Origin of the sequence: Neorhizobium sp. T25_27 (assembly GCF_002968565.1) — a bacterium.
Taxonomy (GTDB): Bacteria; Pseudomonadota; Alphaproteobacteria; order Rhizobiales; family Rhizobiaceae; genus Neorhizobium; species Neorhizobium tomejilense.
In genome coordinates, this window is sequence record NZ_PVBJ01000013.1 from 168,613 (window position 1) to 178,572 (window position 9,960).

Sequence of the window (9,960 nt, forward strand, 5' to 3'; positions counted from 1 at the left end):
TCAAATATCCTTGGCAAGCCGCAATGCGTCATAGATCGCTGCATGCGTGTTGCGAGCAGCGACCGCGTCGCCAATCCGAAAGAGCTGGTAGGTGCCAGCGGGATTGCGCTCGGCCGTTTGCGGCACGCCGGAAATCAGCTGGTCGTAGGAAACTTCACCGAGATTCCTCGAGCCGAGCCTCATCTCGAAATAAAGGTCGTCCAATGGAATCGTACCGTGATTGACGACGATCTGGTCGACGGTCCGTTGCTTTTCAACACCGCCGTAGTCGCTGCCGACATGGGCAATGATCTGGTTGCCGCTCTTTTCGGCCGATTGCAACCGGTAGGTGACGGTGAAGGTCACGTCGAATTTCTGCAGCGAGCGCATGTAGGGAACAAGGTTCATCGCCATGACCTCCGGCGCGAAGGAACGGTCGGGCGTCATGATCTCGACCTTGGCGCCTGTCTTGGCGATGAATTCCGCGGCCTGCAAGCCGGCATGGTCGCCGGCATCGTCGAAGATGAGCACATTGGTGCCCGGCTTGACGTCACCCGAAATGATATCCCAGGAGGAGACGACGAGCTCATTTCCCTTCGATAGAACTTCGGTATGCGGCAATCCACCAGTTGCGATGATGACCACATCGGGCTCTTCAGCCGCGATCATATCGGCGTCCGCCCAGTTGTTGAAATGGAACGTGACACCAAGCTTCTCACATTGGCTCATCCGCCAGTCGATGATGCTGATCATCTCGCGGCGGCGTTCGCTCTGCGCGGTGAGGCGGATCTGTCCGCCAGGATTGTTGGCCGCCTCGAAAACCACGACCGCATGCCCCCGCTCGGCGGCCACGCGCGCCGCCTCGAGGCCAGCCGGCCCGGCTCCGACAATGACGACCTTCTTGCGGATGTCTGCTTTTGCAATGGTATGCGGCATGGTCTGCTCGCGACCCGTCGCGGCATTGTGGATGCAAAAGGCCATCCCGCCCTGGTAGATGCGGTCGAGACAATAATTCGCGCCGACGCAAGGGCGTATGTCCTCCTCACGCTTTTCGATAATTTTGCGAACGATGTGGGGATCCGTCATGTGGGCGCGGGTCATTCCGACCATGTCCACTTTGCCCGCGGCAATGGCGTGCCGTGCCGTCGCCACATCCGGGATTTTGGCCGCATGAAAGGTCGGAAATTGGGTTGCTGCACGGATTTCTCCGGCAAAATCGAGATGGGGCGAGTTCGCCATGCCCTGGATCGGAATGACGTCGGTCAGGCCGGCATCCGTATCGATGTGACCTCGGATCACGTTCAGATAGTCGATCAGGCCACTGTCGCGCAGCCGTCGCGAAATCTCGATGCCGTCAGCTTTTCCAGTACCTCCGGGGAGACATTCGTCGGCAGTGTAGCGAACGCCGAGGATGAAGTCGTCTCCGACGCGCGCTCGCATCGCCTTGAAGACGTCGAAACAGAAACGCATGCGATTTTCGAGCGAGCCCCCATATGGACCGTCCAGTTCGTTGGTGAGCGGCGAATTGAATTGATCGATCAGGTGACCGTATGCCTCCAACTCGACACCATCCATACCGCCCGCCTTCATGCGCTCGGCTGCGTCCGCGAAGTCTCTGATAATGCGCCCGATGTCCCAATCCTCCATCTTCTTCGGGAAGGAGCGGTGCGACGCTTCACGATGATGGGACGGCGCGACCACCGGCAACCAATCGCCCTTGTCCCAACGGGTGCGCCGGCCGAGATGGGTCAGCTGGATCATGATAGCTGCGCCCTCTTCGTGCACGGCATCGGTCATTTCCCGGATCCACGGAACGATTTCGTCCTTATAGGCAAGCAGGTTGTTGAAGACCGGCGGGCTGTCTTTCGACACCGCTGCCGATCCCGCCGTCATTGTCAGCGCCACGCCGCCCCTCGCTCGCTCGAGGGTATAGGCTCGGTAACGTTCCTTCGGCATGCCGTCCTCAGGATAGGCGGGCTCATGCGATGTAACGATGATACGGTTGCGTAGGGTCAGATGCTTCAGTGTGTAGGGCTGAAGGAGGGGATCGTTCGACATGCGACGGCTCCGGTTATGGCCTTTGCGCGTAAGGCTAAGCAGGAATGTACATGTGTGTCAATACTGAAAACATCAACGTACCTGCAGTCGACATTGATGTACATTTTACTTGAAGTGCGATTAGGAGTTTGTTAGGAAGTGTCTATGGAACAGGCGGTAAATGACAGCGGCTGGCGTGGTTCTCAGGAGGGCTGGCTTGAAGCCGCCTATGAAGCGCTGCTCGAATCCGGCGTAGATTCAGTAAAGATCCTGCCGCTTGCCAAGAAGCTGGGCCTGTCGCGGACAAGCTTCTATTGGTTCTTCAAGGATAGAGAAGAACTGCTGAGCGCGCTGATATTGCGCTGGAGGGACAAGAACACAGGCAACCTCGTGAAGCAGTCCGAAGCATATGCAGAATCCCTTGCGGAAGCGATGCTCAATGTCTTCGATTGCTGGCTCAACAAAGATCTCTTCGACTCCCAGTTCGAGTTTGCAATTCGCAGTTGGGCATTGCAATCGCCGGAGATCCAGGTTGAAGTTCAGCAGGCTGACCTGGCCCGAATAGGCGCTTTGAGCCGTATGTTCGTGCGGTTCGGCTTTGACGAAGAGCCTGCGGACGTGCGCGCGAGAACAACCTACCTGGTCCAGATCGGCTACATCTCCATGCAGTCCACCGAGGATATCGGACTGCGTATGAAGCGCATTCCCGAATATATCGCAATCTATACCGGTCAGATCCCGCAACAGCGGGAACTCGATCGCTTCTACGCGCGGCACGGCTATAAACAAGGGTGAGAGCAAGGTGGAAGCTGGCAGGGGTTGGAGAATTGGCGTGATCGGCGGCAACGGCTGGCTGGGCAGCGCCCTTGCCGGCGCGGTGCTGGATGCCGGCTTCGTCAAGCCACAGGACCTGTCGCTCTCTTATCGCAACCAGCGGCCGGATCGTTTCGACGAGGCTTTCTGGACATTGGACAATCAGGCCCTTGCCGACCGCTCGGATGTTGTCGTTCTCTGCGTCCGCCCTGCTGACTGGCGTGACCTCAACGTCGATATGAAAGGCAAGCTGCTGATTTCCGTCATGGCAGGCATTCCGTTGGACGCGCTGAGCGACCGTCATCGGACCGCTTATGTCGTTCGTTCGTTGCCGAATGCAGCGGTCGAGATCCGCCAATCCTACACGCCATGGATCGCGACGCCTGAGGTCAGCGAAGAAGAGCGTATATTTGTCAGAGCCCTGTTCGAGACCTGCGGTGTTCAGGATGAAGTGCACAGCGAAACCGATATGGACTATTTCACCGGCCTGTCCGGATCAGGCCCCGCCTTTCCGGCGCTTCTTGCCGACGCGATGATGCGAGATGCCCTGTCCCGGGGCATCCCCGTCGCGATGGCCAGGCGTGCCGTTAACACGCTTATCATCGGGGCGGGGCGTCTCATGGAAATGCGTAAGACCTGTCCCAGCGAAATCGTGCAGACCTTCCTCGATTACCGCGGCACCACGGCAGTCGCGATCGAGGCAATGCGTGCTGCGGGTTTCGAAACAGCCATTGCTTGCGGACTGACGGCAGCGCTCGAGAAATCGATGAGTTTGGGAGACGCTCCCAAGCAATTGTGAATCGGGCATCCGCGGCGCCCCGCATTCCACGTCCAGCCGCTAAAAAGGGAACAGTACTATGAATAAGCTTTTGGCTTCGGGTTGCGTGCTGGTCGGAGTGTTCGCCGGCGCATCGGCGGCAAGTGCTGCCGGGTGCGGCCGCGTCACGATCGCGAGCATGAATTGGCAAAGCGCGGAGGTCATCTCCAATCTGGACAAGTTCATTTTAAACGAAGGTTACGGCTGCCAAGCAGAGATCACGGTTGGAGACACCGTGCCGACCATCACCTCCATGGCGGAAAAGGGCCAGCCTGATATCGCTCCGGAGGCCTGGATCGACCTGCTTCCCGACCTGGTCGCGAAGGGCACGCAGGAGGGCCGGATCGTCAAGGTTGGATCTCCACTGCCGGACGGCGGCAATCAGGGCTGGTGGATCCCGAAATATGTCTCGGACGCGCATCCGGACATCAAGACCATTCCGGATTTGCTGAAGCATCCCGAACTCTTCCCAGGCGAGGAAGACCCAAGCAAAGGCGCAATCCTCAACGGCCCTCAGGGTTGGGGTGGCACCGTCGTGACAACCCAGCTGTTCAAGGCGTTCGGCGGGGAAAAGGCCAAGTTCACGCTGATCGACACCGGATCGGCAGCCGGTTTGGACGGTGCTATTGCAAAGGCATATGAGCGGAAGAAGAGCTTTGCTACCTACTACTGGGCGCCGACGGCGCTGCTCGGCAAATACCCGATGGTGAAACTTGATGCCGGCGAGAAAAACGATCCGGCTGAATGGAAGCGTTGCAACACCGTTGCCGATTGCCCGGATCCGAAGCCGAATGCTTGGCCGATCGACACGATCGTTACCCTGGTCGCCAAGCCCTTTTCGGAAAAAGCAGGACCCGAGGTGATGACCTATCTCGAAAAGCGGTCCTGGAGCAACCAGACCATCGGCAAACTGATGGCATGGATGACGGACAATCAGGCCAGCGGCGAGGATGGCGCCAAGCATTTTCTGAAGGAAAACAAAGATATCTGGACCAAGTGGGTTTCCAAGGACGCCGCCAAGAAAATCGAGGCAGCGCTCTAATAGGCCCTTGGGGCGATGTGCCGAACACGTCGCCCCTTCCGCTTGCCGTCAAGAGAAGAAAAAGACCTCACACGGCTCTTTCCAGAGAAAGGGAACCGAATGGAATGGTTTTATAAATTTCCCCATATGGATGACGACGCGCTTCGTAACTTGAAGAAAGCGATCGATGAGGGTTTTCGGGCTTTCACCCGCGCCTATGGCGATACGATCGAAAGCATGTTTTCGCCTCTGCAGAGTTTTCTGCTGGCGGCCGATCGCTTTATGACGCAGACACCGTGGCCGATCATCACGGCGATCATCCTCACCATTGCGTGGTTTGCGAGCCGAAGTGTCAAAATCGTGCTGAGCTGTCTGATCACGCTGCTGCTGATCGGTTATTTCGACATGTGGACCGACACGATGCGTACGGTCGCGATGATCTTTGTCTGCACCGTCCTGTCGATTGCCGTCGGTCTGCCGATAGGCATACTCATGGCGCGTTCGAATGGCGTCAAACGGGTCGTCAACCCGATCCTCGACGTGATGCAGACCATGCCGAGTTTCGTTTATCTCATTCCGGTCGTCATGCTGCTGGGCATCGGCCGCGTCCCGGGGCTCATCGCCGTGGTGATCTACGCCATACCGCCCATGATCCGGCTGACCGATCTTGGTATCCGCCTCGTCGACAAGGATGTCCTGGAGGCTGCCGACGCCTTCGGCACCTCGGAGACCCAGAAGCTTTTCAAGGTGCAACTGCCGCTTGCCCTGCCAACGATCATGGCGGGGATCAACCAGACGATCATGATGGCGCTGGCGATGGTGGTGGTCGCCTCGATGATCGGCGTTCAGGGGCTTGGCCAGCCGGTGCTGAAGGCAATCGCCAACCAGTATTTTACCCTCGGCATGTTCAACGGCCTCGCAATCGTTGGGATCGCCATAATCTTCGACCGGGTCAGCCAGGCCTATGGCAAGCGGCTCCAGAAACATCGGGAGATCGTCCATGGCTGAGCAAGGTTTGGGCGGCATCGCAGTCCGCAATCTCTACAAGATCTTCGGTGCCGATCCCGCCGCGTATGTCGATGCCGTTCGCAACGGTCTAACCAAGACAGAACTCAACGATGCGCATGGCCATGTGCTGGGGCTGCGCGATATCAATCTGGACATCAAGTCGGGCTGTATTCAGGTCATCATGGGCCTGTCCGGTTCGGGCAAATCCACGCTCATCCGCCATATCAACCGCTTGATCGATCCGACCGCGGGTGAAGTGCTGGTCGACGGGGTGGACGTTGTGAAGATGAACAAGGACGAACTGCGAAACTTTCGGCGTCATCAGACGGCAATGGTCTTTCAGAAGTTCGCCTTGCTGCCGCACCGGAGCGTGCTCGACAACACCGTCTTCGGCCTTGAGGTCCAAGGCATCGGCCGCTCCAAAGCGATCGACGTCGCAATGAGGTGGCTGGAGCGCGTTGGGCTGAAGGGGTTCGAGCATAGGTACCCCAACCAACTGTCTGGCGGGATGCAGCAGCGCGTCGGACTTGCCCGCGCATTGTCGAACGATGCGCCTGTCCTGCTGATGGACGAAGCCTATTCCGCACTCGACCCGCTCATCCGCATGGACATGCAGTCGGTTCTTCTCGATATTCAGAACGAGATCAAGAAAACGATCGTGTTCATCACACATGATCTCGACGAGGCTCTCCGGCTGGGAGACCAAATCGCCATCCTGCGCGACGGCGAGGTCATACAGCAAGGTACAAGCCAGGACATCGTCCTGAGGCCGGCGGATCAATATGTGGCCAATTTCGTCAAAGAAGTGAACCGCGGACGGGTCGTGCAGGTCGAAGCGATCATGGCTCCCTTGCGTTCCCGGACCGGGGGTGAGCAGCCCACCATTCCGGCAAATGTCACGATCGAAGAAGCGATACGGGCGCTGGTCTCTGCACCTGATGGCGACGTGACCGTTGTTGACCCGTCAGGCAAGCCGGTTGGAACCGTGAGCTTCCGGCTGCTGGCAGGGGCTATGGTCAATTCCCGTGAGGTCGAGCACCGGTCTTTCGACGCGCCGGCGATCGTCGCGTGACGGAAGAAGCTGGGAGGTCGATGGGGCTTTGCCACGATCAGCAGATCTGCCGCATCCGGCGCCAGGCGGCAGGCGTATCGCCGGCAATCTGCCTGAACGCCTTGGTCAAATGGGCCTGGTCGGTGAAGCCAAGCTGGGCCGCTATCTCCGCGACGGCCAGATCGCTTTCGACGAGCAGCCTTTTCGCCAGGTCGATGCGCCTGGCGAGTTGCCACTGCAGCGGCGTTTTACCGGTGGTCTGCTTGAATACGTTGGCAAACCAGCTTTCCGAAAGGCCGACGGTGGCAGCCATTTCGGCAACCGTCAGGCGGCAGTCGCTCAAGCCGTCGATGCGTGACACCAGCTTGTTCATCTGTGCCTGGGTCAGCCTGCCATTGGCTTTTTCGGTTTCATGGTCGGGTATGTCGAGAAGACCGGCGACGATGCTGCCCACGAGGCTTTCGCCATAGACCGCGTGCTTTGACGGACTGGATATCTCGTCGACCAGCAAACCCGCCAGCGTCTCGATGGCACCGACATCCTGAAGCTCCACCGGCCGGCGCACCGCGGCCAAGGCGGCGGAGGCCCCAACCGAGGGCGACAGGAACCGGAGCAACCGATCCCTGTGCATATGCAGGTTGAGGTGGGAAAAGCGGTGCTTGGTTTCGCTGCTGGTCCACATGGGAACGCCGGCGGGAACATAAACGGCGCGGGTCATCGGACGGGAGTGCTGCGATCCGTCTCGGTTCGACACGCGAATTCGAGACGATACGTCGTTGAAGAAAATCATGATGCGCGGGTCGTCCGCCAAATAATAGCCCGTGGCGCCAGACTGGCTTTCCGCTTCCCAGAAGACACTGACCAACCCGTCGAAACGACGCCACTTGACCGGAGCGACAACCCTTATCCCCTCCGTATGCCAAGCCATGGAATGCCAATAACTCAACGCCGGATTCCTTCACCATCTGCCATTAGAACATCATACCCGCCACCAAGGCGTCGCGACCAACTTGCTCAGGCAGTCTAATATGACAATCGGCGTCAGGTATATAAAGGCTCCGGGCAGATAGTAAAGGTCCGCACCGCAAAGCGCACTGCCCGCCACGGCGGCACCCTCCGTCTTGACAAAGGACATCATCCGGCCTCCACCTCACCCGGTCATAGGGGATAGATCTCACGATCGTGGTCAGCCAGCATCGCCGCGATCTGATCCAGCGCCTTGGTCCTCGTCACGATTATCTTATGGATACCCTTCCCGGTATTCAGGCCATGCGGGAGAAATTTCGATGAACGTCCGACATCCACTTTTCGATCTGAGTGGGCGCCATGCCGTCCTCACTGGTTCGAGCCGCGGCCTCGGCCTTGCCATGGCACGCGGACTCGCGTCCGCCGGATCCCGGGTCACGCTGAACGGGCGCGACGAGGCGACGCTTTCCGCGGCAGTGAACCAATTGAAGACGGAGGGGTACGAGGCCTCCGGGCTGGTCTGCGACATCACCGACGCCGACGAGACCGAGGCCGCGTTCGCCGGCATCGATGCGGTCGATATCCTCGTCAACAATGCCGGCATTCAGATCCGTGCACCCTTCCTCGAGCATAGCGCCGAAACCTGGCGGCGGATGTTCGACACCCACGTGATGGGCGCGGTGTTTCCCTCGCAAGCGGTTCTGCCTGGGATGATCGAGCGCGGTGGCGGCAAGATCATCAACATCTGCTCGCTGATGAGCGAGGTCGGCCGCAAGACCGTCGTGCCCTACACGACAATGAAGGGCGCGCTGAAGATGCTGACCCGCGGCATGGCGACGGAACTCGCCCGTCACAACATTCAGGTCAACGGCATCGGCCCTGGCTATTTCGCGACCGAGATGAACCGCGCGCTGATCGACGATCCGGCATTCGACGCCTTCGTGAAGAACCGCACGCCCGCCGCTCGCTGGGGCCAGCCGGAGGAACTTTCCGGTGCGGCGATCTTTCTGGCCTCTCCGGCATCGGATTTCGTCAACGGCCAGGTGCTCTATGTCGATGGCGGCATCCTGGCGGCTCTTTGAGCCGCCTCGCTTCCGCAATGTCCGGTGGGCGTTGAGGCCCCCAGGCATTAGTTCTTTGCGGGTTGGTAACCGAGCCCGGCGGAGGCGGTGAGCCCTGCCGTGCGCAGGAGATCGACATATTCGGATTTCCGGCTTTCATCGAAGCGGAACATCGGAAAGGAAATCGACAGCGCAGCAATCGGTTTTCCAAGGTAGTTGAAGATCGGCGCCGCCATGCATCGCACGCCCGCCTCGCTCTCCTCCACCTCTTCGGCAAAACCACGACTGCGGGCCATCCGCAGCTGGGCAAACAGTTCCTGCGGATCGGTGATGGTGCGCGGCGCGAGCTTGGTCAGTTCCATCTTGTTGATCCGCTCCCGGATTTCGTCGTCATCCCGCCAGGCAAGAAGCGCCTTCCCGAGCGAGGTGCTGTGCAGCGGATTACGCAGTCCGAGCGTCGATTTCATCGAGAGACTGTAGGCGGAATCGTATTTGTGAATGTAGACGACCTTCTGGTCGCGATCATCGAGAATGCCCAGATTGACGGACTCGCCAGTCACCCTGGAAAGCTTTCCCATCGCCTGGTCCGCCACACGCAGCAGATCCGTCTGCTCGGTCAGCGATCGCGCGCCGAGGCTGAACAGCTTCAGCGTCAGTCCGTATTTCTCCGTCTCCGCATCCTGCTCCACATAGCCGAGTTCAACCATGGTCTGCAGCAGCCGATGCGCCGTGGTCTTCGACGTCATGGCTCGTTGAGCGAGATCGGCCAGACTCACCTTCTTTCCCTCGACCAACGCCTCCATCACGGCGAAGACCTTGAGAACGGCGGCGACATTTTCGGTTTTTGGACTCAGCTCTGACATAGCATGTTCTATTTTTTTCGAAATCTCATTCTGGAATTTGCAGAAACCTGTGTCAAGATGAAGGATGGGCGTGGGCAGGCCCCGCCTCAGCGGAAGAATGCACAAAAAAACACAGTTGAAAAGCCGCAAGGAGTGTGATTTCCTAAAATCCGGAATAGCGTTCCGAATATTTTTGGGAGGACGGCGGCATGCATCCGCTGCTGCGGCAAAAGCAACACCTGATTGAGCGCAATGACGTGTGTGGTCTCATCGATCGGCTGATCGACAACCTTGTCCATATCGAGGATCGCACCGGCGAATTCCTCCTGCGCCTCGATGACGGCCGGGTTATCGACACCAAGGGC

10 protein-coding genes are annotated in these 9,960 nt (G+C 58.8%); 6 read left to right on the top strand and 4 right to left on the bottom strand.

Annotation, left to right across the window (positions count from 1 at the left end; translation table 11 throughout):
- Complete coding sequence (locus C5J24_RS27735) at positions 1 to 2,037, bottom strand: NADH:flavin oxidoreductase (RefSeq protein WP_105422576.1); 2,037 nt, start codon at positions 2,035 to 2,037, stop codon at positions 1 to 3.
- A 144-nt stretch (positions 2,038 to 2,181) separates the two neighbouring features.
- Here C5J24_RS27735 and C5J24_RS27740 point away from each other — a divergent pair, with 144 nt between their 5' ends.
- The 5 genes from C5J24_RS27740 to C5J24_RS27760 all read left to right on the top strand — a co-directional run bounded on the left by C5J24_RS27740 (position 2,182) and on the right by C5J24_RS27760 (position 6,747).
- The gene (locus C5J24_RS27740) at positions 2,182 to 2,811 is read left to right on the top strand and encodes a TetR/AcrR family transcriptional regulator (protein ID WP_046669143.1); all 630 of its coding nucleotides are present in this window, start codon (positions 2,182 to 2,184) and stop codon (positions 2,809 to 2,811) included.
- Between the two features lie 37 nt (positions 2,812 to 2,848).
- A complete protein-coding gene (locus C5J24_RS27745) occupies positions 2,849 to 3,628 on the top strand; it encodes a pyrroline-5-carboxylate reductase (protein WP_105422578.1) in 780 nt (259 codons plus the stop codon).
- A gap of 58 nt (positions 3,629 to 3,686) precedes the next feature.
- The gene (locus C5J24_RS27750; protein ID WP_105422580.1) at positions 3,687 to 4,688 is read left to right on the top strand and encodes an ABC transporter substrate-binding protein; all 1,002 of its coding nucleotides are present in this window, start codon (positions 3,687 to 3,689) and stop codon (positions 4,686 to 4,688) included.
- A gap of 99 nt (positions 4,689 to 4,787) precedes the next feature.
- Positions 4,788 to 5,675 (top strand): proline/glycine betaine ABC transporter permease, encoded by an 888-nt coding sequence (locus C5J24_RS27755; RefSeq protein WP_105404252.1) that lies wholly within the window; start codon positions 4,788 to 4,790, stop codon positions 5,673 to 5,675.
- A complete protein-coding gene (locus tag C5J24_RS27760; protein WP_105404251.1) occupies positions 5,668 to 6,747 on the top strand; it encodes a glycine betaine/L-proline ABC transporter ATP-binding protein in 1,080 nt (359 codons plus the stop codon). The genes C5J24_RS27755 and C5J24_RS27760 overlap by 8 nt, the downstream gene beginning before the upstream one ends.
- Before the next feature lie 37 nt (positions 6,748 to 6,784).
- Here C5J24_RS27760 and C5J24_RS27765 read toward each other — a convergent pair whose 3' ends face one another.
- Positions 6,785 to 7,672, bottom strand: coding sequence for an AraC family transcriptional regulator (locus C5J24_RS27765; protein ID WP_205412841.1), 888 nt, complete (start codon positions 7,670 to 7,672; stop codon positions 6,785 to 6,787).
- A gap of 340 nt (positions 7,673 to 8,012) precedes the next feature.
- Between C5J24_RS27765 and C5J24_RS27775 the strand changes: the two genes are divergently transcribed.
- Positions 8,013 to 8,774 (top strand): SDR family oxidoreductase, encoded by a 762-nt coding sequence (locus C5J24_RS27775; protein WP_105422584.1) that lies wholly within the window; start codon positions 8,013 to 8,015, stop codon positions 8,772 to 8,774.
- A 47-nt stretch (positions 8,775 to 8,821) separates the two neighbouring features.
- Here C5J24_RS27775 and kdgR read toward each other — a convergent pair whose 3' ends face one another.
- Both kdgR and C5J24_RS32215 read right to left on the bottom strand, forming a co-directional pair.
- A complete protein-coding gene (gene kdgR, locus C5J24_RS27780) occupies positions 8,822 to 9,616 on the bottom strand; it encodes a DNA-binding transcriptional regulator KdgR (RefSeq protein ID WP_105422586.1) in 795 nt (264 codons plus the stop codon).
- An 86-nt stretch (positions 9,617 to 9,702) separates the two neighbouring features.
- Positions 9,703 to 9,960, bottom strand: a 258-nt coding sequence (locus tag C5J24_RS32215) for a hypothetical protein (RefSeq protein ID WP_205836981.1), incomplete at its 5' end; no start/stop codon positions are given.

Bases quoted from the DNA above. Each gene is read 5' to 3' on its own strand.
- C5J24_RS27735 (WP_105422576.1), bottom strand. From the start codon at position 2,037: ATGTCGAACGATCCCCTCCTTCAGCCCTACACACTGAAGCATCTGACC.
- C5J24_RS27740 (WP_046669143.1), top strand. From the start codon at position 2,182: ATGGAACAGGCGGTAAATGACAGCGGCTGGCGTGGTTCTCAGGAGGGC.
- C5J24_RS27750 (WP_105422580.1), top strand. From the start codon at position 3,687: ATGAATAAGCTTTTGGCTTCGGGTTGCGTGCTGGTCGGAGTGTTCGCC.
- C5J24_RS27755 (WP_105404252.1), top strand. From the start codon at position 4,788: ATGGAATGGTTTTATAAATTTCCCCATATGGATGACGACGCGCTTCGT.
- C5J24_RS27760 (WP_105404251.1), top strand. From the start codon at position 5,668: ATGGCTGAGCAAGGTTTGGGCGGCATCGCAGTCCGCAATCTCTACAAG.
- C5J24_RS27775 (WP_105422584.1), top strand. From the start codon at position 8,013: ATGAACGTCCGACATCCACTTTTCGATCTGAGTGGGCGCCATGCCGTC.
- kdgR (WP_105422586.1), bottom strand. From the start codon at position 9,616: ATGTCAGAGCTGAGTCCAAAAACCGAAAATGTCGCCGCCGTTCTCAAG.